The organism is Acinetobacter sp. ANC_7655 (assembly GCF_056784015.1).
Genome location: NZ_JBWYJB010000005.1, coordinates 128,786 through 148,863, shown reverse-complemented (window position 1 = coordinate 148,863; position 20,078 = coordinate 128,786). Strand labels below are relative to the sequence as shown.

The window sequence follows — 20,078 nt, the reverse complement described above, 5'->3', positions numbered from 1 at the left end:
ATTTTTTTTGGAATATTGATGTCCGAACTCAATTGTCCTTGCGGGCATGGAATTTATACACACTGTTGTGAACCTTTACATCGTGGTCAGCGTGTTGCAGAAAGTGCTGAACAGCTCATGCGTTCTCGCTATAGTGCATTCGCTAAACATGAAATCGACTATATTGTGAGTACCACAGCATCAGGTCAGCAAAGTCATTTAGACATTGCTGCCATTCGGGATTGGGCGATGAGCAATCAGTGGTTAAAATTAGAGGTTATTCAGCATTTACCTCGTCTGGATAAAACCCATGCTCAAGTTGAATTCAAAGCACATTACCAACATGTCGATCAGGTACATGTCCATCATGAAACCTCAAATTTCGTATTCACCAATAGACAGTGGTATTTTTTAGACCCAACGACAGATCAAACTGTGACGATGAAGCAGCCTTGTATTTGTGGATCAGGAAAAAAAATTAAGCAATGTTGCGCGCGATTTCTCTAGAATTAATTTTTAATTAACTTAGAATATTGCGCATTAAAAACCCTCATTTGGAAGTAGGGCAATGTTACTCACCGTTATTTATATTATTGCGATTACTGCGGAAGCGATGACAGGCGCCTTGTCTGCAGGTCGACGAAGTATGGATTGGTTTGGTGTCATTATTATTGCCTGTGTGACTGCTTTGGGCGGAGGATCAGTTCGTGATGTTTTGCTAGGGCACTATCCTTTAACTTGGGTGAAACATCCTGAATATCTAGTACTTACATGTTGTGCAGCATTATTTACGATTTTTATCGCAAAATGGATGCGACATTTACGTTCGGTATTCTTACTTCTAGATGCCTTAGGTCTGATAGGTTTTACCATTATTGGTTGTCAAATTGCGATTCAAATGGAACAGGGTTTCGTGGTTTGTGCAGTGGCAGGTGTATTGACAGGCGTTTCAGGGGGTATTTTACGAGATATCTTATGTAACGATGTGCCTTTAGTCTTCCGTCGCGAACTTTATGCCAGTATTTCTTTTGTTGCGGTCATTTTCTATTGGGGCTGTATCGAAGTCGGTTTTTCACAAGATATCACCATTATTTCTACTCTTGTTTTTGGTTTCACATTGCGTTGTATCGCAATTTACTTTGGCCTTGAAATGCCAAAATTTATTTATAAAGATGATGATGAACAGTCGGCGTCATCAAAAGATGTAAATTAAACTTTTTACACTCATCTTTCAAAATGGCCGATAATGTGATCGGTCATTTTTATATGGTTCTTTAGAAAATAAAAAAAAGCAGTGTTGAGAAAACAGCGATTGTCATTGGTTGTATTTAAATCACTCCTCACAGAGAGCATGCTATGGATTTAATCTCACGAATACAGCGTTTACCTATTGGTAAATTTCACTACACCTTGTTGTGGGTGATTGGATTAGGCTGGATGTTTGATGCAATGGATACTGGACTAATTTCCTTTATCTTGGCGAAGATGGCTGAAGACTGGCAAATGACGCCTGCTGAAAAAGGTTGGGTTGTATCCATCGGCTTTGTGGGAATGGCGATAGGTGCAGTATTCTCTGGTGGACTGGCGGATCGAATCGGACGTAAAGCAGTATTTGCTACAACATTGGTCATCTATAGTATAGCAACAGCTCTTTGTGCTTTCGCACCAAATTTAACATGGTTATTAATCTTTAGATTTATTGTAGGTTTAGGCTTAGGCGGACAGTTACCAGTTGCCGTGACTTTAGTGAGTGAATACATTCCAGCCCATGTTCGTGGTCGCTTTATTGTGTTACTTGAAAGCTTCTGGGGGCTAGGCTGGTTATGTGCTGCACTGGTTTCTTATTTTGTCATCCCTAAATTTGACTGGCATGTTGCATTTTTATTGGGTGGTTTGCCTGCACTTTATGTCTTCGTCATTCTAAAAAAAGTTCCGGAATCTGTTCCTTACTTGATCAATCGAGGTCGTATTAATGAAGCGCACGCGATTGTGCAAAAAATCGAGCGACAGTGTGGTGTCAAAGTCATCGAAAAAATTGAAGTGAAACCAGTTTCAACACATTCAAATGTCAGTTTTGGTCAGTTATGGTCAAGCGGTTTCGCTAAGCGCAGTTTAATGCTGTGGTTAATTTGGTTTGGGATTGTTTATTCGTATTACGGTATTTTCACGTGGTTACCAAGTCTTTTAGTCAAAGAGGGATATACCATTGTGCAGTCTTTTGAATATGTTCTCGGGATGATTTTAGCACAATTGCCAGGTTATATTGTCGCGGCATGGCTCGTCGAAAAGTTAGGGCGTAAAGCGACGCTTTCAGGCTTTATTGCAATGTGTGCAGTATCAGCATATTTCTTTGGGCAGGCTGATACCGTAGCGATGATCATGTTCTGGGGATGCTTGATGTCATTCTTTAATCTTGGTGCATGGGGCGTTTTATATACCTACACGCCTGAACAATATCCTGCAAATATTCGTGCTTTCGGATCAGGATGGGCAGCAGCAATTGGGCGTATTGGTGGGATTGTTGCACCTTTAGTGGTTACCCATATGATGGTGGCTTCAAATGGATTTAGCCAAGTATTTATGATGTTTACCGCTGTATTATTGGCAGTTGCAGCCGTGATCTTGGTGCTCGGTGAGGAAACCAAAGGTAAGACACTTGAGTCTATGGGGATGTAAATCTGTGAAAAAAGAGGAGCTAAGCTCCTCTTTTTTAGACCCATTTTTGACGTGCTTTAGTTAAGTCAAAATGTAATGTGTTCGACACTTGCTGAAGATTGAATTTTTCTTTATCTTCAGGGAGTTGAATTAAAATAGGCAAAGCTGATACCCCATTGTCGCCATTGACAAAAGCATAGTGACGCTCAGTCTGATTAATTGAAATCAAACTTTCAAACTCAAGGTACACCGTCGTTTCATCATGTTTTTTGGGCACTTTCACGAGATCTAAATATGCAATTCGTCGATTATTAATTCCAGCCAATTTAAGCGCTTCAAGCTCCGATTTTAACTTTTCAGTTTTATCAAACATTTTTTGAAAGAATCCTTTGTTTGATTGGCTTTCGAGTTCTCTTTTTTTCTGATTAAAAGCAATTTGATTGACTTTATGTTGGTCTAGAGCATCGGCAATAATAGTTTTGACTTGCTCAATCGCTGCTTGAGATTTGCTATGACTTGCCGCATAAGACTCTGCATCTAAACTCACGAAAATAGTATGTCGTCTTTTTTCCATCAATTTTAAATAGGATAAAATTTTATATTCGAAAATTTGAGCTTGAGTATTGAAGGCGATAATGGGTTCACTTGAAAAGTCTTTATAAAAACTCGCAATATCAGAGAACAGACGATGCATACTGATAAAACAATAATCAAATTCATCAGGGTGACGAATTGAATGACGCAGTGCATATTGAAAAGGTTGCAAGATCTCAAGGGTTAAAGCTTTTTCGAAATCTAAAAGTCGCTCGTTAATGACTTGTTCAACTGAAAATCCAGAAGCATCGAGCGGTTTTTTGAGTAATGGTAATAACAGATCAAAATTGACGTTATGAAATTTTTCCATCAGATCCAAAATAGGAGTCGTGATCTGTCGTTGGATCGTAATAATTCGACTGACTTGCCATTTAAATTGTTCTAAATAGCTTGGATCATTTAAGCGTTTCTTATCTAACACCACGCCATTTAGGTAAACTCGATCTTCAAGACCTAGCTTTTCTTCCATTAAAAAGCGGCGGATAGAATATGGGTTCTGTCTAAAGTCATGAATGGTCGCGACCAGATATAAATACTGACTGCTTTCAATGACATCAAAATCACGAATTTTTTGTTCTTGAATAATAAAGTCTTGGAATAATGGATGGCTAATTTGCTTCAGTTGTCTCGGGAGGATGGTTTTGAACCAATAGCCTAAAATTTGATGTTTAATATGAACTTCAAGAATAAAAGTACGAATTTCTTCAGCTGTTAAATGTCGGCAATTATCAGGAACATTTAAGTCGAGTGTTTTGATGATATTTGCAGCATCATATAAAAAAGTTTTTCGTAGGAGTTGTTTGTCTCTAAGAAAACTTTGATCTTCTTCTGTTTCAATACGATCAATTTGATTTTGTACAGTTTCTAAGTAATCGGCGATTTTAATTACGTCTTGATATGATTTAAGCGTTTCTAAAGTGGCTGCGATCTTTTCAGCCAAAGTTCGCATTTTCGGTGAGATTAAATGACTGCTTAAATCCTGAAGACTAACAATGCCCTTAAAAGAGAATGATTGTCGATGTTGATCCCAGTAAATATTCTTCGCAGTCAGGAATTGTTCCTGTATCAGACCTTGTATTGGTGCGGGAACACTATTAAAAATATTTTTTAAACGCGTTTGCCAATGAACATCTAGATTAGGGTCAATTTGAAATAATTTTGAGCGAAGATCATAAGGAATGTAATTATGCATGTTTGTTCCGTTCATACGATGAGCGTATGTAAAATCATTTGTTATAAAGTTGTGTTTTGATTATTGTATATTCAATAAAATTAATTGGATACAAGAAAAAAGTCCAATTTAAAATGAAATAAAACCAACTGGCCTTTTTTTTGTTATTTTATCTTTACAAAGTGTCCAACCTTGCTTGTTCTTCGCAGTTTGGGAGACTAGCATACACCCTTAAACTATTCATTCATTAGGATTTCACGATTCAATGACAAGCCTTGCGCACCAAGCGACAGAGAATCGTTCTGTAGCAGAATTTACAGAACAAGCTTACCTAAACTATGCGATGTACGTGATTATGGATCGTGCATTGCCTCATATTAGTGACGGATTAAAACCTGTACAACGCCGTATCGTATATGCGATGAGCGAGCTTGGTCTAAAGCATAGTGGTAAACCCAAAAAATCAGCACGTACAGTTGGTGATGTTTTAGGTAAATATCATCCGCATGGTGATTCTGCTTGTTATGAAGCAATGGTCTTAATGGCACAGCCATTTAGTTATCGTTATCCATTTATTGAAGGGCAGGGCAACTGGGGATCACCAGATGATCCAAAGTCGTTTGCTGCAATGCGATATACCGAGGCCAAACTATCACAATATAGTGAAGTCCTGCTCTCTGAGTTAGGTCAAGGAACTGTAGACTGGCAAGATAACTTTGATGGTTCATTAAAAGAGCCTGTAAATTTACCAGCACGCGTACCGAATATTCTTTTAAATGGTACGACGGGAATTGCGGTGGGAATGGCAACAGATATTCCACCACACAATTTACGGGAAGTTGTTAAGGGTACAATTGCACTGATTCGTAACCCGAATTTGTCTGATGAAAAAGTTGCTGAATATATTCCTGGTCCAGACTTACCGACTCAAGCAGAAATTATTACACCTGCTGATGAATTACTGAAATTACAAAGCACTGGGCGCGGCAGTTATCGCATGCGTGCGGTATATTCGGTTGAAAAAAATGAAATTGTCATCAGTGAATTACCATATCAGGTTTCTGGCTCTAAAATTATCAGCCAAATTGCTGATCAAATGCAGGCAAAAAAATTACCGTTGGTAAGTGATGTACGAGATGAATCAGATCATCAATGTCCAACACGTTTGGTAATTGTCTTGCGTTCAAATCGTATCGATGCAGATGCGGTCATGAGCCATTTATTTGCTACGACCGATCTCGAGTCGAGCTACCGCGTCAATATGAATATGATTGGTGCTGATGGTCGTCCACAAGTAAAATCTATCCGTCGTATTTTGTTGGAATGGATTGAAATTCGTAAAACGACTGTGACGAGACGTTTGCAATACCATTTGAATAAAATTGAAAAACGTCTACATATTCTGGCGGGACTTTTAATTGCGTATTTAGATATTGATACGGTAATTCGCATTATTCGTGAGGAAGATCATCCGAAAGAAGTGTTAATGTCACATTTCGGTATTGATGAAATTCAAGCCGAAGCCATTCTAGAGCTTAAATTACGTCATTTGGCGCGTCTCGAAGAAATGGAAATTCGCCGTGAACAAGAAGAGCTTGAAGGTCGAGCAGCCGTGATTCGAGAGCAATTGGCGAATCCTGAATCTTTAAAAAATCTGATCATTTCAGAATTAAAAGAAGATGCGAAAAAGTTTGGTGATGATCGCCGATCTCCAATTGTTCAGCGTGAAGAAGCGACCGCGATTAGTGAACAAGATTTGATGCCAGCTGATCCTGTCACTGTCATTTTATCGGAAGCGGGTTGGATTCGTTGTGCGAAAGGACATGAGATCGATCTAGATAAAGTCAATTTCCGTGCAGGAGATCAATATTTAAGTCATGCACAAGGTAAATCCAATCAAAAAGTGTATGTATTAGATCAATCTGGTCGAAGTTACGCATTACCAATTACAGGATTACCTTCAGCGCGCGGCTTAGGTGAACCATTAAGCTCGAAATTATCGCCAGCAAATGGAGTAAATTTCCAACAAATTCTGATTGCTGAAGATGAGGTGGAAATATTAGCGATCAGCTCCAAAGGATATGGTTTTAAAACACAAGCGAAACAATTGGACACCAATGCTAAAGCGGGTAAAGCGTTTTTAACGCTTGCAGATGATGCAAGCGCAATGCCATTGCAACAAATTGATGGTACACATATCGCTGTACTCAGCAGTTCTGGACGATTATTACTGACAGAGCTGACAGAATTACCAATGCTCAATAAAGGAAAAGGTAATAAATTGATGCAGTTGGATGCAAAGGAACGCATTGTGTCTATGACAACACTTAACTTGGATGATGTGCTTCAGGTCGTTGCTGGACAACAACAATTGAAATTAAAAGGTGATGATCTGCTGAAATACATCGGTAAACGTGCTTCAAAAGGGCAGGTATTACCACGAGGTTATCAAAAAGCAAATAAACTCTTCATTCAAAGATAAAGCTAGCATCTAGTCGACAAAATACGTTATATATGAAATGTATTTATGGCTATGGATGCTTTATTGAGCAATAAATTAAATAAGATGCTCAATACATTATCGAAAATAAGAGTTTAAAACCAAGTATTACTAATTGGAGAATATGGCATTATGGAAAAGATTTGGTTCGCTGAATACCAAAAAACTGGAATTCCACAAACAGTAGAATTACCACCAGAAAATACCTCTCTTGTTGATATTTTTGAGAGAAACTTCCAGAAATTTGGTTCGCGTGATGCTTTTATCTTTATGGATAAAACATTAACGTTCAATGAACTTGATACGGCGAGCCGTCAATTTGCAGCCTATCTTCAAAGCCTTGGTTTAGCAAAAGGTTCTCGCGTAGCGGTCATGATGCCAAACGTACTGCAATATCCAGTGGTAGCACTTGGTGTATTCCGTGCGGGCTTAGTTCTTGTCAACGTGAACCCACTTTACACAGCTCGTGAACTTGAGCATCAATTGAATGACTCAGGCACTGAAGCGCTTGTGATTATTGAAAACTTCGCTTCTGTTTATCAATCAATTCTTGGTAAAACGCCAGTTAAGCATGTGATCGTGGCGACAGTAGGTGATATGTTAGGTACCTTAAAAGGTACACTCGTGAATTTTGTTTTACGTAAAGTGCGTAAGCAAATTCCAGCTTGGAGTATCCCAGGACATGTTAAATTTACGACTGCGATGTCTAAAGGCAGTTCTGCACATTATAAGCGTCCAGCAACAACGTTGAGCGACACTGCTGTATTGCAATATACAGGTGGTACAACAGGCGTATCAAAAGGTGCGGAATTAACACATCGCAACCTTGTAGCAAACTTAATGCAAGCAGATGGTATTTTCCAATCTAAATTTGGTGCTCAAGATGGTGCGAGCGACGATCGCATTTTCTGTGCATTACCGCTCTATCATATCTTTGCATTCATGGTTTGTGCACTTTATGGTATGTACAAGGGTCAAGCAAACGTATTGATTCCTAACCCTCGTGATCTCCCTGCAGTCATTAAAGAGCTACGCAAATATCAGCCTGGTTTCTTCCCAGCTGTGAATACTTTATTCAACGCACTCGTTCATAATGAAGAATTCAAACAACTTGACCATAGCAAATTAAAAATGGCGATGGGAGGTGGTATGGCTGTATTACCTTCAACTGCTGCAGCTTGGAAAAAAATCACAGGTACAAATATTATTGAAGGCTATGGTCTTTCTGAAACTTCACCTATTGCAACGGCAAACCCACCGGCATCTGAAGAGTTTAGCGGTACGATTGGTATCCCATTACCTTTAACGGATGTCGCTGTATTGGATGACGATGGCAATGAAGTTCCACAAGGTGAGCAAGGTGAGATTTCAATTCGTGGTCCTCAAGTCATGAAAGGCTATTGGAACCGACCAGATGAAACAGCTAAGGTGATGACCGCAGATGGTTTCTTCCGTACTGGTGATATCGGTATCATGGATGCTCGTGGTTACTTCAAGATTGTTGATCGTAAGAAAGATATGATCTTGGTATCAGGCTTTAACGTATACCCATCTGAAATCGAGGAAGTAATTGCAACACATCCTAAAGTACTCGAGGTTGCAGCGATTGGTGTGGCTGATGAAAAATCAGGTGAAGTGCCTAAGTTGTTTGTTGTGAAGAAAGATCCATCACTAACAACAGAAGAAGTGTTAGCTTTTGCGAAAGAAAACTTAACAGGATATAAGCGTCCTCGTTATGTTGAATTCATGGATGAATTGCCAAAATCGAATGTCGGTAAAATCCTTCGTAAAGATTTACGCAAATAATTCAAATAAAAAAAGCGCCGTAAGGCGCTTTTTTTTATTTTATTCTTTCATTAGCCAACGGTCGATATAAGGTCGCGCTGTTGCAATAATAAATGTGAATGTCAGCATTGTACCTAAATGACGTCCTACAGCAGAACTCGGTAACTGTCCTGAATAACTGAAGTAAATATCAACTAAGCTATATACTGAAATAATGCTCAGCCAGATCCATTTATTTGCTCGTTTAATCCCTACCGCGATAAAGGCGATGATGAGAACCAGCAATGTGCCGAGAGTCGATTGCCAATTCATATTGGCACAAATTACGCTGATCAAGAAAGCCATAATCGGAAGAACGATATAAAGCACACGATCGACACGTTTTTGATGTTGCTTTTGTAACTCGAGAACATCAAATAACTTTTTTTGGTCAGAATTGGTCATGCCATTACTCAGAATTTTAATAAACAAAATAATTTAACTAAAATTATCGCACAAACATCATGCTAAGATAAAACCAGCTTAAATCATTGGACTGAAATCCATGCACGGTATTGAAGGTGTTATTTACCTTATTTTAATTGCTTGTTTACTCCCTTATTTATTTACAGTCATTGCTAAAATTGCAGGTGGTTTCAAAGGGCAGGATAATCAAAATCCGCGTGAATTCATGTCTAAAACCACAGGCTTAGCGGCTCGAGCGAATGCTGCTCAGCAAAATAGCTTTGAAAGTTTGCCATTATTTATTGCGGCAGTTTTGATGGCTGAGTATATGGTTGTTCAACAACAATTGGTGATTTTATTAGGTTCGGCGTATATCGTCTTACGAATCATCTATGGGATTTGTTATTTATGTAATTGGGCGACCCTTAGATCAATTGTTTGGTTCTTATCAATGCTTTGTCCGATCTTATTGCTTTTATTAATTATTCGATTGCTCTAAGAAAAACAGACTAACACCATACCTAAAATACATCTTCAGCTTGTATAATCGAATGATGATTGCTGAATAAAGCGTTATAATCAACCCTATTTTAATGAACACTGACAGTAAAGAGTTTGCTATGAGCTACAGTAATATCCCTGCAGGTAAAGATGCACCAAACGATATCTATGTAATTATCGAAATCCCTGCAAATGCAGCACCAATTAAATATGAAATTGATAAAGATTCAGATGCACTTTTCGTAGATCGTTTCATGGGTACTGCAATGTTCTACCCAGCAAACTACGGTTATGTACCAAATACATTATCTCTTGATGGCGATCCATTAGACGTATTAGTTGTTACTCCACATCCTGTAGAACCAGGTTCGGTTATCCGTTGCCGTCCAGTGGGTAAATTAAATATGGAAGATGATGGTGGTGTTGATGCGAAACTTGTCGCTGTACCACACGATAAATTAACGCCAATCTATAAAGATGTTCAAGAATATACTGACCTTCCTCCTTTATTGATTAGTCAAATTGAACATTTCTTCCAACACTACAAAGACTTAGAGCCAGGTAAGTGGGTCAAGTTAAGTGGTTGGGAAGGTGCAGATGTTGCTAAACAAGAAGTGTTAAGCTCAATTGCTGCTTATGCTGAAGCAAACAAATAATTTGCCGGATGTATAAATAAAGCTACAAACTTTGATCTTGTAGCTTTTATAAAAAACCTGCACTTTTTGCAGGTTTTTTTTATTGATCTTTTTAGTTGAAAATTAGAATAATTTCACGGGAATGTCTAACCAAATACGCCATTCGTTGGTGTCGCCGATATAAGCACTTTGATATTCATCACTTGCACGGTAGTAAGAGTGACGAACACGTAAGCTTGCATCTTTAGCAAAACCAGATTGGACTGTATATTTCACTTGATTAAAGAATTCACGTTCCTGTGCATCATTTGTTAGCAATACTGAGCGGTCAGTACCCCCTGCAGATACATCAATATCCCATCCATAAACAAATGCCGAAGTCCATGACAGGCCAGGAACATTTAATGCACCAAAATCATAGGTATATTGTAGCTGTAGGGATTTTTCATCATTACCAATAAAATCAGATAAATACGAGTTAGGCATATAAATCGTTTGATGGCCATCACCAACACCTTTGCCCAAACCATAGTCATAACCTGTATTACCTGTATTTTGTTGGTAAGCAAGCATTACATTGTGTGGACCAGTATTGTAAGTTGTTGAAATTGCCCAAATATTATTGCTTAAGTTGTTGAAATCATTTGAAGTATGAGAATAAGTATATGCCGTATTATTTGGTGCAGCATCCCATTCAGTACGATATGCACTGAAATCGTGAGTCAACTTACCTTTAGCCACGGCATAACTATAGTTGGCATTCACATAGTGACGTTCTAAACGATCTTTAATGTCTGTACCATAATAAGACGCATTGAGAGCATCACCAAAGTTATATTTAGCGCCCCAAACAACCGCGCGATCTAATTCATTTCCATCGGTATTGATTTGACTAGAACGTTGGTTTTCAGTAAATTTACCAGCAACCAAAGTCAAATTATCGATTTCATTACTTTGGATTAACAAGCCAGTGTAATATTCAGGTACCAAACGAGCTGTATTACTTGCAAGAACAGGTAAATCTAAAATCTGAGTCCCATAAGTAGCTGTGGTGTTCGACATACGAGCTTTGATGAAAGCACCACCTCTTGCCCAATGATCATAAGCATGACCATTATTATCGACTGGAATCATGTCATTACCGGAATGGGCATTATCACCTAATTTGAAAGACCCATCACCAATAACACCAACACCGAAACCAACGATACCTTTCGTGAAACCAGACTCAATTTTAACCATGGCTGTTTGAGCTGCTGAGCTGGTATCTTCGACACCGTTCTTTTTATCACGATGCAAGAAACCTGTACGGAATAATACTGATCCTTCAGCATCTTCTACGAATCCCTTTGATTCACTTTGCTCACTCGCAAATGCAGTAGAAATTAAAGCAGTTTGAATAAGAACTGCTAAGCTTAGTTTTTGGAATTTTTGCATTGGGAGAGAGCCTCATACAAAATGATTATGGTTAATGTTTAGTATTTGTATACGTAATGTATAACAAAATTGGCTCTATTATTCACAATTTCGCACCTAAAGTCATAAGCAAAAAGTATATAAATTGAACTAAGTTGTGAATTATTAAAGATTAAAAGTATTATAAAATTAAATTTAACTATTAATAACATATATTTATTTTTAACCTGATATTCTTTTTTTTATTTAATTTAGTCAATCTAGCACGTTTTTTTTTGTAACATCAGAAGTAAATAAGGATGAATAAAGGATTTTAAATAAGAATGATATTTATTCAGTTCATTTTCATTTAATTTTAATGTGGTTCAGACATCATTGGCTTTTCATGCCGCACTAAATTGATACTCCAATTTTAAATTTGTTTAAAAAATAGCCTTAAAATGATGCATCTTGTAAATGAATGTGTAATCTAAAAAGATATGCCTTTAACTCAAGTGGATCGTCAAAAAAAATTTCTTTGAATATTTTTGAAAATAAGAAATTTAAATAAATATAATAATAAAATCATTAATTTAAATTATTTTATCTCGTTGTTTAAATTCCTTTTTTATCTAAACACCTTTAACTTTGGCATAGCTATTGCTAATTCACATATGAGTTCAACAAATAAACCGAAAAAGCATCTAATCATGATGTGGGGGAACATAAATATGAAATTAGCAATTCAAGCATTGGGTCTAGCAGTTGTAGCATCTGCATCAACATTTAGTTTTGCTGAGGTACCAACTTCACCGCATTCTGTATCAGGTAATATCAGTGTTTTATCAAGTTATATATTGCGTGGTAATACGGCAGCTCCTGAAAATACTGAAGCTACATTACAAGGTGGATTAGACTATAGCCATAGTTCTGGATTGTACGCAGGGTGGTGGACATCTACGTTAGGTACAGATGCTTACGGTACTAACAATCCAATGGAAAATAATTTTTATGTGGGTTACAACGGTTCAATCAATGAAAACACTGGTTTTACTGTAGGTACAACTTATTACTATTATTATGACGTTGAAACCTCAGTTTATGATGGCTTTGAATTATTACTCGGTCTGAATTACAAAGATGTCGGAGTAACTGCTCAAACTTTGTTGGAGGATACAGGTTGGGGGAACGCTGGAGACACATATTTAAAAGCTACATATAGTTATCCTCTACCAAACGATTTTAGCTTGGACACAGCTTTGGGTTTATATGTTTATGAAAAAGACGGTAAGTATGTTGCAGAAACACCAGAGTCAGAAAGTTTTAATTTCCGTCACTTTGATATTGGTCTAAGTAAAGCTTTAGGGGAAACAGGTGTCACAGCAAGCATGAATTATATTATTGGCGGTGATGATCGTTATGGAAACAATTTAAAGAATAAAATGGTACTAGCATTAGGTTATAGCTTTTAAACTCAACTGAATAAAAAAAAGCGACTCAATTGAGTCGCTTTTTTTTATTCCTGTTTACGATAAGAGAGTGCTTCAGTTAAGTGAGCTGTTTGTATGTGTTCAGAACACGCTAAGTCAGCAATTGTACGAGCGACACGTAAGATTCGGTGGTAAGAACGTGCTGATAAATTCAAACGTTGTTGGGCCATAGCGATAATCTTTTTTGCAGAATCATCTAGTTGAGCCACTTGATCAAGCTGTTGAGAGCTTAGATTTTGATTTGTCACACCTTGTCGTTGAATTTGCAGCTCATAGGCCTGAATCACCCGTTTTCTGACGGTTTCAGAATTCTCCATCGGTGTAGTGCTTTGCATGTCTTGGGGAGGTAAAGGTGGCACATCAATATGTAAGTCAATCCGATCTAGTAGAGGGCCAGAAATTCGATTTTGATAGCGCTTAATTGATTCAGGTGAACATTGACAACGACTATCTTGATTGAAGGCGTATCCACATGGACATGGATTCATTGCAGCGACAAATTGAAAATTAGCGGGAAAAGTAATTTGTCTTGATGCTCTTGAAATTATGATTTCTTTCGACTCAAGAGGCTGCCTCAATACTTCTAAGACTTTTCGGTCAAACTCAGGTAATTCATCGAGAAAAAGTACACCTAAATGGGCTAAGGTGATCTCACCTGGTCGAGGGTGTGATCCACCACCAACCAAGGCCACAGCGGATGCTGTATGATGTGGTGCTCTAAAGGGGCGATGACCAAATTGATAAGGTGCATTTGCTATGGAGTAAATACTCGCGACCTCTAAGTGTTCTTGATTGGTTAATGGGGGCAAGATGCCAGACAATCTTGAGGCAAGCAGTGTTTTACCAGTGCCTGGTGGGCCTTTAAATAAAATCGAATGTCCACCAGCTGCTGCAATTTCTAAGGCGCGTCTTGGACGTAATTGACCTTTGACATCAGCGAGATCAAATCGATTTATTTGAGGTTGGATCGTTTTATTCGCTAATATGGGTTGAATTGGACTCGATTGATCAAAGTGTTGGCAAACATCTTTTAATGACTTGGCTGTATACACCTCAAAATTGGGAAGAAGGGCTGCATCATCCAAATTACTCACAGGAATCATTAACTCATGACCTGCGGTTTGACATGCCATTGCGATAGTCAAAGTTCCAGTTACAGGTCTTAACAGACCATCGAGTGCCAATTCACCTATAAATTCAAAACGGTCAATATTTTGATCATCTAGTTGCCCAGAAGCGATTAAAATCCCCAAAGCAATAGGTAAATCAAGCCTTGAACTATCTTTGGGTAAATCAGCTGGGGCTAGATTGATCGTCAGCCGTTTGGTTGGAAATTGAAAACCGCTATTAATGATTGCAGAACGGACACGATCCTTACTTTCTCGAACAGCAGCTTCTGGAAGACCTACAATGGTGAGTGAAGGTAATCCTTGGCTGACATGAACCTCGACTTCAATCAGTGGTGCATGTAAACCAAGAAGACCTCGGGTATAAATTTTGGCAAATGACATAAAACTGAACCATTATTATATTATTTTTAGAATTGCTTTATTTTTAATCGCTAACTTTGTGTTTAAGCACTGTATTAGTGCAATGTTGCTTATTTTTGATCGGAAATTAAGCTTTCTAATGATTTTAATTGCGTTTGAAGTTCTGTTAAACGCAAATTGGCATTGTTTAGTGCAGTTTTCTGACGCTCGATTTCTTCTTTAGAAACCAAATCCATTTTACTAATCGCTTCGTTTAACAACGCTCTCACATTTTTTTCTAAATCTTTTTTGGGTTGGTCAACCTGTTCTAAGATTGCCTGTAATAAAGTTTCAATCATAGTTCTTCCGAATAATAAGTCATCAACATTGAAGTTTAACATTCGTTTTGGATTGACCCTAGTGTTAACTACATTTCATAGGTTAAACCAATAACAACATAAAAAAAATCCATCAAAATTCCCAATATTTTTAGAACATAAGACCGTGTAGGCGTATAAAATAGGTTATAAATAAGTTCATGCTAGCTGATTAATATCCCCAACCATTATGAAGTTTGGCATGAAATTTGAACATAAAACCTTACTGGTGAAAAAAGCCGAAGGAAAACAACATGAAACTCGTAACAGCAATTGTAAAACCATTCAAATTAGATGACGTGCGTGAAGCACTCTCTGAAATTGGCGTTCAAGGGATCACCGTAACTGAAGTAAAAGGTTTTGGTCGTCAAAAAGGTCATACTGAACTTTATCGTGGCGCTGAATATGTGGTTGATTTTTTACCTAAAGTAAAAATTGAAATCGCAATCAGTGACGAAATGGTTGATTCAGTGATTGAATCAATTACACGCGTAGCTAGTACTGGCAAAATTGGTGACGGAAAAATTTTCGTGACGAATCTAGAACAAGTTATCCGTATCCGTACTGGTGAGACTGGTGCTGATGCAGTTTAATTTGGCATGAAGTTTGCTGAGTAGCGAATAACTCACAAAAACTAGGTTGGGGGATACGAATGAAAAAAATGCTAATGGCGCTGAGCTTGTCTGGCGCACTCTTAGGTGGTTCTGTCGCATGGGCTGAAGAAGCAGTGTCAGAACCAACTTCTACTGAAGTTGCAGTTGTTGAAACTGAGGCTTCATCTACAGATTCTAATTTGGTTGAAACATTACCAGCAGCTCCAGAAGAAGCTCCTGCTGAAGAAGCGGCAGTTCTTGATACGGGTGACACTGCCTGGATTTTAGTTTCAACTGCACTCGTTTTACTCATGACCATTCCTGGTTTAGCGCTGTTCTACGGCGGTATGGTACGTAAAAAAAATGTCTTAAGTACCATGGCACACAGCTTTGTCGCTGCTGCGGTGGTCAGTATCGCTTGGGTAGTGGTTGGCTACACACTTGCTTTTGGTGAAGGTAATGCCTTTATTGGAAGTCTAGATAAATTTATGTTGTCTGGTATCACTACAGAAGCATTGAGTGGAACAATTCCAGAAATTTTATTTGTCATCTTCCAGATGACATTTGCAATCATTACCGTTGCCATTATCAGTGGTTCTATTGCTGAGCGTATGAAATTCAGTGCTTTTGTTGCGTTTATCGCAATTTGGGTGGTGGTTGTCTATGCTCCTATTACACATTGGGTATGGGGTGGTGGTTGGTTAGGTAACGATGGTGCACTTGATTTTGCAGGTGGTACTGTTGTTCATATTAACTCAGGTGTTGCTGGTTTAGTTGCGGCGTATATGCTTGGTAAGCGTATGGGGCTAGGCAAAGAATCAATGGCACCACATAACCTTACATTGACTGTCATTGGTGCGAGTTTAATTTGGGTCGGCTGGTTTGGCTTCAATGGTGGTTCTGCATTAGGTGCAAATGGTTCAGCAGGTTATGCATTGGTAGTAACTCAAGTTGCTGCTGCCGCTGCTGCCATTTCATGGTTAATCACTGAAAAAGTGGTTCGTGGCAAAGCTTCTGTGTTGGGTGCCGCATCAGGTGCGGTAGCTGGCCTGGTTGTGATTACGCCAGCTGCTGGATTCGTGACAGTAGGTGGTGCTTTAGCGATGGGCTTAATTGGTGGTGTCGTATGCTTCTGGGGTATTACAGCATTAAAACGTGCATTGAAAGCGGATGACTCATTAGATGCCTTTGGACTTCACGGTGTTGGTGGTATCGTTGGCGCAATTCTAACCGCATTCTTTGCAAGTGAGTTCATCATGGGCGATGCAGCACCTACAAACGTATTAAGCCAATTATGGGTACAAGTTGAAGGTGTTCTTGCAACAATCGCTTATTCAGCAATCCTGACATTCATCATCTTAAAAGTCATTGATTTAATCATCGGTATTCGTGTTGAATCAGACGATGAGCGTATGGGTCTGGATTTAAGTCAACATGGTGAGCGTGTTGAATAACGATTAAACTCAACAATCAATATATAGTGTGAAACAGCCCTTTGGGGCTGTTTTTTTTCTATATATTGATGAAAGCTCAACATGAGCAGAATTTTTTGATACACTTGGTGCAAATAGAATTTGTTCAATTAAACTGCTATGCATTGTCCATTTTGCAACGCCGCTGATAGTAAGGTGATTGATTCACGTTTAGCTGCTGAAGGCTGCCAAATTCGTCGTCGTCGTGAATGTATTAGTTGTAATGAGCGTTTTACTACTTTTGAAAGTTTTGAAGTGGTGATGCCTCGTGTCACCAAGTCCGATGGTAAAAACGAACCTTATGATGAAGCGAAACTTCGTCGTTCACTCATGCATGCTTTACAAAAACGTCCTGTGACACAAGAACAAATTGAAGCGGTGGTCAGTGATATTCAACTTCAAATTCGTCGACTAGGTGAACGTGATGTGCGTTCGCGTACTATAGGCGAAATTGTAATGAAGGCTTTATTTGCACTCGATCATGTCGCATACGTACGTTTTGCATCTGTATATCAAGATTTCCAAGATGTAGAAGCGTTCCGCCGTCAAATCGAACAAATGCAACACCGAGATCAAGAACATTAATCTCGCCCCAAATTCAACTTCAAGGTTATGAATGTCTGAGTTCTCGCAACAAAAGATCGATCAAGATCAAATGTGGATGCGTCGTGCAATAGCATTGGCGAAGAAAGGTCAATATTCGACAAAACCAAATCCTAATGTAGGTTGTGTCATTGTCAAAGACGGACAGATTATTGGTGAAGGCTTTCACCCCCAAGCTGGGCAACCACATGCCGAAGTGTTTGCACTTCGTCAAGCAGGGGAGCAAGCACAGGGTGCAACCGCGTATGTCACATTAGAACCTTGTGCGCATTATGGTCGTACTCCTCCTTGTGCTAAAGGTTTGGTCGAAGCGGGCATTGCAAAAGTGATAGTGGCTTGTTCAGACCCTAATCCATTGGTTGCTGGTAAAGGTGTGGCTATCCTACAACAAGCAGGTATAGACGTTGAAGTCGGGATCTGTGAGTTGGAAGCGCGTCCTTTGAACTTAGGCTTCTTTAAAGCTATGTCTAAGGGATTACCTTATGTACGTTTAAAGGTCGCGTCGAGTCTCGATGGTCGTACAGCAATGGCTTCAGGGGAGTCGAAGTGGATTACAGGTGAATTGGCACGTCAGGATGTTCAACATTGGCGTGCAATTTCTGGTGCAGTGATCACGGGTATTGAAACAGTGTTGGCTGATGATTGTCAGTTGAATGTTAGAGCTCTACCGAATATTCAATTAGAACGAGTTGTGCAGCCTAAACGTGTGATTTTAGATCGTCAAGGTCGCTTACCTTTAGATGCTAAAGTGTTAGAGAATCCTGATACTGTCATGGTCATGGGGCCATTTCGAGCAGAGCTTGCACAACTTGGCGTGATTCAATTCGAAGTTCAGCCCTTAGTTGAGTTGCTAAAAGTCTTAAAAGATTTTCAAATCTATGATGTGATGGTGGAAGCTGGTGCAACCCTATCTACTGCATTTTTGCAGGAAAATTTGGTAGACGAATTGATTAGTTATATTGCGCCTACACTATTAGGTCAATCAGCTCGTCCAATGTTTAATGCTGAATTTAAACAAATGACAGAACAACTCCGTTTTAAACTTCAAGATGTAACTCAGTTAGGTGATGACATCCGTTTAAAATTAATCCCTGATCAAGAGTCGCTATGAGTACAGAGTCAACGGTTTATCATAAACGTCGCCATGCAGCACGTACGACAGATGAGTATTTGTTTAATCAACTTGTGCCTTATTTAGGCAACAAGCGTCGTTTATTACATTTGATTCTTGAGGCATTAGAAAGCACTGGAACTTTGAATACGAGTTCAGGTCGAGCGCCTATCTTTGCGGACTTTTTTGCTGGGAGTGGTGTGGTTTCTCGTTTGGCTCGTCAAAATGGCTACCGAGTAATAGCTAATGATTGGGAGCCTTACAGCCACGCACTCAATCATGCCATATTATCATGTACTGAAGCTCCTGCTTTTAAAGAATTAGGCGGATATCAGAAAGCAATTGATTATCTTAATCGCTTGCCTGAGGTCAAAGGATGGGTAACACACAATCTTTGTCCTCGTAATGATGAGATCTATGATCCTTCACGAGACCGTTTATTCTTCAAACGTCGAAATGGCATGCGCATTGATGCAATTCGTCAACAAATTGCAACCTGGCAAGCTCAAGGTGCAATTGATGATGTGGAAATGAGCGCTTTACTTGCACCTTTATTGTATTCAGCAAGTTTTGTGAGTAATACGTCAGGCGTATTTAAGAGTTTCCATCACGGCTGGGGCGGTAAAACTCAGACGGCTTTAGAGCGAATTGAATCATTACTATGGCTGACCCCAAGTCGTTTTTGTGAAAATTCAAATCTGACAGGCCCAGCAGCTGAAATGTGGTGTGTGGATGCTCAACACTTAGCAAACCAAATGAGTGGTTTCGAAGTCGATGTGGCATATTTGGATCCACCCTATAATCAGCATGCGTATAGTAGCAACTATCATGTATTGAATGCTTTGACTTTATGGGATCAGGTAGATTTACCAAGTCCAGATACTAAGGGTTTCAAGAGTGGAATCGACCGTGCTTGGCGTAAAGAACGACCAAGCCCATACAATTCTTCTAAACATGCCAAAGAAGCGTATGAAAAGCTTTTGCAAACCATTAATGCACGCTATATTTTGACCAGCTATTCAACGGATGGAAATATTGAGGCTGGCGATTTACTTAAAGCGAATTTAGAGCGTGGACGAGTCACAATTTTGACTCAAGATGTTCCAAGATATCGTGTGAGTAAGCAGCGTCAGTCTGAGCGTGCGCGCGTTCTTGAGTTTATCGTCATTACCGACACGCACGCAAAATCAGGACCGCCAATTCGACAGTTACTTGGTCAGTTACACCACTATGCTGAATTGGGTGGAGTTGATACTACAGGCGTCGCTGAACAATTGGATTTATGGTAAAAATAGAACAAATTT

18 protein-coding genes are annotated in these 20,078 nt (G+C 39.0%); 13 read left to right on the top strand and 5 right to left on the bottom strand.

Features of this window, described 5'->3' with window-relative positions; genetic code table 11:
- Nucleotides 1–18: 18 nt before the first annotated feature.
- From AC1M9N_RS07825 to niaP, 3 genes are all read left to right on the top strand, one after another.
- Nucleotides 19–486 carry a YchJ family protein gene (locus AC1M9N_RS07825; RefSeq protein WP_481954548.1) on the top strand — a complete coding sequence of 156 codons (468 nt, stop codon included), beginning with the start codon at nucleotides 19–21 and terminating at the stop codon, nucleotides 484–486.
- A gap of 61 nt (nucleotides 487–547) precedes the next feature.
- Complete coding sequence (locus tag AC1M9N_RS07820) at nucleotides 548–1,192, top strand: trimeric intracellular cation channel family protein (protein WP_035268119.1); 645 nt, start codon at nucleotides 548–550, stop codon at nucleotides 1,190–1,192.
- Nucleotides 1,193–1,335: 143 nt separating this feature from the next.
- Nucleotides 1,336–2,655 (top strand): niacin transporter NiaP, encoded by a 1,320-nt coding sequence (niaP, locus tag AC1M9N_RS07815; RefSeq protein WP_481954547.1) that lies wholly within the window; start codon nucleotides 1,336–1,338, stop codon nucleotides 2,653–2,655.
- Nucleotides 2,656–2,689: 34 nt separating this feature from the next.
- Here the strand turns inward: niaP and AC1M9N_RS07810 are convergent, their stop codons facing one another.
- Nucleotides 2,690–4,420 carry a hypothetical protein gene (locus AC1M9N_RS07810; RefSeq protein ID WP_481954546.1) on the bottom strand — a complete coding sequence of 577 codons (1,731 nt, stop codon included), beginning with the start codon at nucleotides 4,418–4,420 and terminating at the stop codon, nucleotides 2,690–2,692.
- A 244-nt stretch (nucleotides 4,421–4,664) separates the two neighbouring features.
- On the opposite strand from AC1M9N_RS07810, the gene parC reads away from it, so the two are divergent.
- Entirely contained in the window at nucleotides 4,665–6,881 is a 2,217-nt protein-coding gene (gene parC / locus AC1M9N_RS07805; RefSeq protein ID WP_092767371.1) for a DNA topoisomerase IV subunit A, read from the top strand.
- A 150-nt stretch (nucleotides 6,882–7,031) separates the two neighbouring features.
- Entirely contained in the window at nucleotides 7,032–8,705 is a 1,674-nt protein-coding gene (locus AC1M9N_RS07800) for a long-chain-fatty-acid--CoA ligase (RefSeq protein ID WP_035268112.1), read from the top strand.
- Nucleotides 8,706–8,744: 39 nt separating this feature from the next.
- On the opposite strand, the gene AC1M9N_RS07795 is transcribed toward AC1M9N_RS07800, so the two are convergent.
- Nucleotides 8,745–9,128, bottom strand: coding sequence for a hypothetical protein (locus tag AC1M9N_RS07795; protein ID WP_035268065.1), 384 nt, complete (start codon nucleotides 9,126–9,128; stop codon nucleotides 8,745–8,747).
- A gap of 100 nt (nucleotides 9,129–9,228) precedes the next feature.
- On the opposite strand from AC1M9N_RS07795, the gene AC1M9N_RS07790 reads away from it, so the two are divergent.
- Together AC1M9N_RS07790 and ppa are read left to right on the top strand one after the other, a co-directional pair.
- Complete coding sequence (locus AC1M9N_RS07790; protein ID WP_035268067.1) at nucleotides 9,229–9,627, top strand: MAPEG family protein; 399 nt, start codon at nucleotides 9,229–9,231, stop codon at nucleotides 9,625–9,627.
- Nucleotides 9,628–9,748: 121 nt separating this feature from the next.
- Nucleotides 9,749–10,285 carry an inorganic diphosphatase gene (gene ppa / locus AC1M9N_RS07785; RefSeq protein WP_005233448.1) on the top strand — a complete coding sequence of 179 codons (537 nt, stop codon included), beginning with the start codon at nucleotides 9,749–9,751 and terminating at the stop codon, nucleotides 10,283–10,285.
- Between the two features lie 102 nt (nucleotides 10,286–10,387).
- On the opposite strand, the gene AC1M9N_RS07780 is transcribed toward ppa, so the two are convergent.
- Nucleotides 10,388–11,701: an OprD family outer membrane porin gene (locus tag AC1M9N_RS07780; RefSeq protein WP_481954545.1), complete on the bottom strand. Its 1,314-nt coding sequence runs from the start codon at nucleotides 11,699–11,701 to the stop codon at nucleotides 10,388–10,390.
- A gap of 689 nt (nucleotides 11,702–12,390) precedes the next feature.
- On the opposite strand from AC1M9N_RS07780, the gene AC1M9N_RS07775 reads away from it, so the two are divergent.
- Nucleotides 12,391–13,131 carry a TorF family putative porin gene (locus AC1M9N_RS07775; RefSeq protein ID WP_481954544.1) on the top strand — a complete coding sequence of 247 codons (741 nt, stop codon included), beginning with the start codon at nucleotides 12,391–12,393 and terminating at the stop codon, nucleotides 13,129–13,131.
- Between the two features lie 44 nt (nucleotides 13,132–13,175).
- Here the strand turns inward: AC1M9N_RS07775 and AC1M9N_RS07770 are convergent, their stop codons facing one another.
- Nucleotides 13,176–14,660, bottom strand: a complete 1,485-nt coding sequence (locus tag AC1M9N_RS07770; protein ID WP_481954543.1) for a YifB family Mg chelatase-like AAA ATPase — start codon at nucleotides 14,658–14,660, stop codon at nucleotides 13,176–13,178.
- Nucleotides 14,661–14,749: 89 nt separating this feature from the next.
- Nucleotides 14,750–14,977, bottom strand: coding sequence for an accessory factor UbiK family protein (locus AC1M9N_RS07765; RefSeq protein WP_092767430.1), 228 nt, complete (start codon nucleotides 14,975–14,977; stop codon nucleotides 14,750–14,752).
- 272 nt (nucleotides 14,978–15,249) lie between these two features.
- Between AC1M9N_RS07765 and glnK the strand changes: the two genes are divergently transcribed.
- From glnK to AC1M9N_RS07740, 5 genes are all read left to right on the top strand, one after another.
- Complete coding sequence (gene glnK / locus AC1M9N_RS07760; protein ID WP_004650081.1) at nucleotides 15,250–15,588, top strand: P-II family nitrogen regulator; 339 nt, start codon at nucleotides 15,250–15,252, stop codon at nucleotides 15,586–15,588.
- A 59-nt stretch (nucleotides 15,589–15,647) separates the two neighbouring features.
- Nucleotides 15,648–17,042 carry an ammonium transporter gene (locus tag AC1M9N_RS07755; RefSeq protein ID WP_035263878.1) on the top strand — a complete coding sequence of 465 codons (1,395 nt, stop codon included), beginning with the start codon at nucleotides 15,648–15,650 and terminating at the stop codon, nucleotides 17,040–17,042.
- Between the two features lie 138 nt (nucleotides 17,043–17,180).
- Nucleotides 17,181–17,645: a transcriptional regulator NrdR gene (gene nrdR, locus AC1M9N_RS07750; protein ID WP_092767359.1), complete on the top strand. Its 465-nt coding sequence runs from the start codon at nucleotides 17,181–17,183 to the stop codon at nucleotides 17,643–17,645.
- A 31-nt stretch (nucleotides 17,646–17,676) separates the two neighbouring features.
- On the top strand, nucleotides 17,677–18,774 hold the full coding sequence (gene ribD / locus AC1M9N_RS07745) for a bifunctional diaminohydroxyphosphoribosylaminopyrimidine deaminase/5-amino-6-(5-phosphoribosylamino)uracil reductase RibD (RefSeq protein ID WP_481591497.1): 1,098 nt from the start codon (nucleotides 17,677–17,679) through the stop codon (nucleotides 18,772–18,774).
- Nucleotides 18,771–20,063: a DNA adenine methylase gene (locus AC1M9N_RS07740; protein ID WP_180028158.1), complete on the top strand. Its 1,293-nt coding sequence runs from the start codon at nucleotides 18,771–18,773 to the stop codon at nucleotides 20,061–20,063. The genes ribD and AC1M9N_RS07740 overlap by 4 nt, the downstream gene beginning before the upstream one ends.
- Nucleotides 20,064–20,078: the final 15 nt, after the last annotated feature.

What these genes read in the sequence shown, in the direction of transcription:
- AC1M9N_RS07825 (WP_481954548.1), top strand. Translation starts at nt 19, where the DNA reads ATGTCCGAACTCAATTGTCCTTGCGGGCATGGAATTTATACACACTGT.
- AC1M9N_RS07820 (WP_035268119.1), top strand. Translation starts at nt 548, where the DNA reads ATGTTACTCACCGTTATTTATATTATTGCGATTACTGCGGAAGCGATG.
- niaP (WP_481954547.1), top strand. Translation starts at nt 1,336, where the DNA reads ATGGATTTAATCTCACGAATACAGCGTTTACCTATTGGTAAATTTCAC.
- AC1M9N_RS07810 (WP_481954546.1), bottom strand. Translation starts at nt 4,420, where the DNA reads ATGCATAATTACATTCCTTATGATCTTCGCTCAAAATTATTTCAAATT.
- parC (WP_092767371.1), top strand. Translation starts at nt 4,665, where the DNA reads ATGACAAGCCTTGCGCACCAAGCGACAGAGAATCGTTCTGTAGCAGAA.
- AC1M9N_RS07800 (WP_035268112.1), top strand. Translation starts at nt 7,032, where the DNA reads ATGGAAAAGATTTGGTTCGCTGAATACCAAAAAACTGGAATTCCACAA.
- AC1M9N_RS07795 (WP_035268065.1), bottom strand. Translation starts at nt 9,128, where the DNA reads ATGACCAATTCTGACCAAAAAAAGTTATTTGATGTTCTCGAGTTACAA.
- AC1M9N_RS07790 (WP_035268067.1), top strand. Translation starts at nt 9,229, where the DNA reads ATGCACGGTATTGAAGGTGTTATTTACCTTATTTTAATTGCTTGTTTA.
- ppa (WP_005233448.1), top strand. Translation starts at nt 9,749, where the DNA reads ATGAGCTACAGTAATATCCCTGCAGGTAAAGATGCACCAAACGATATC.
- AC1M9N_RS07780 (WP_481954545.1), bottom strand. Translation starts at nt 11,701, where the DNA reads ATGCAAAAATTCCAAAAACTAAGCTTAGCAGTTCTTATTCAAACTGCT.
- AC1M9N_RS07775 (WP_481954544.1), top strand. Translation starts at nt 12,391, where the DNA reads ATGAAATTAGCAATTCAAGCATTGGGTCTAGCAGTTGTAGCATCTGCA.
- AC1M9N_RS07770 (WP_481954543.1), bottom strand. Translation starts at nt 14,660, where the DNA reads ATGTCATTTGCCAAAATTTATACCCGAGGTCTTCTTGGTTTACATGCA.
- AC1M9N_RS07765 (WP_092767430.1), bottom strand. Translation starts at nt 14,977, where the DNA reads ATGATTGAAACTTTATTACAGGCAATCTTAGAACAGGTTGACCAACCC.
- glnK (WP_004650081.1), top strand. Translation starts at nt 15,250, where the DNA reads ATGAAACTCGTAACAGCAATTGTAAAACCATTCAAATTAGATGACGTG.
- AC1M9N_RS07755 (WP_035263878.1), top strand. Translation starts at nt 15,648, where the DNA reads ATGAAAAAAATGCTAATGGCGCTGAGCTTGTCTGGCGCACTCTTAGGT.
- nrdR (WP_092767359.1), top strand. Translation starts at nt 17,181, where the DNA reads ATGCATTGTCCATTTTGCAACGCCGCTGATAGTAAGGTGATTGATTCA.
- ribD (WP_481591497.1), top strand. Translation starts at nt 17,677, where the DNA reads ATGTCTGAGTTCTCGCAACAAAAGATCGATCAAGATCAAATGTGGATG.
- AC1M9N_RS07740 (WP_180028158.1), top strand. Translation starts at nt 18,771, where the DNA reads ATGAGTACAGAGTCAACGGTTTATCATAAACGTCGCCATGCAGCACGT.